The following is a 386-nucleotide window of genomic DNA, read 5'->3' as shown; positions in this document are numbered from 1 at the left end:
AACGGTGCGCGCAGATCTCGAAACGGGCCGCGTCCCAGCTGGTGTTGGTGTGCGTCGGGCGGAAGACATGCCCGAACTGGATCTCGGACGCGCTGCGGTCGGCGTGCACATCGACCGGGAAGGCGGCCTTGAGCACCTTCTCGGACTCGTGCCAGTCCACCTCGGTGACGAAGTCCAGCCGGGCGCTGCCCGCGCGCAGCCGGATGTCCTGCCGTACCCGGGAGGCGCCGAAGGAACGGACCGTGCGGACCACCGCGAGCAGCGGGCCGGTGGCGGTCGCCCCGACCGACTCGGCGGTCGTCAGATCGGCGTGCCGGCGCCTGTAGTGCCGGTCGATGTCCCAGGCGTCCCACTTGTTGGGGTGATCGGGGTGCGACTGCAGCAGA

Annotated in this window: 1 protein-coding gene; it reads right to left on the bottom strand. The window is 70.5% G+C overall.

What is annotated here, in order from left to right; translation table 11 throughout:
- Positions 1–386 (bottom strand): glycoside hydrolase family 38 C-terminal domain-containing protein (locus CAY82_RS27815; RefSeq protein WP_218190873.1); only part of this gene is annotated, 386 nt, incomplete at both ends.

This window comes from Pseudomonas sp. SID14000 (genome assembly GCF_002165135.1).
In the GTDB taxonomy this organism is placed as follows: domain Bacteria; phylum Pseudomonadota; class Gammaproteobacteria; order Pseudomonadales; family Pseudomonadaceae; genus Aquipseudomonas.
The sequence above is the reverse complement of the archived record's forward strand: the minus strand, read 5'-3'. Positions and strand labels throughout refer to the sequence as shown.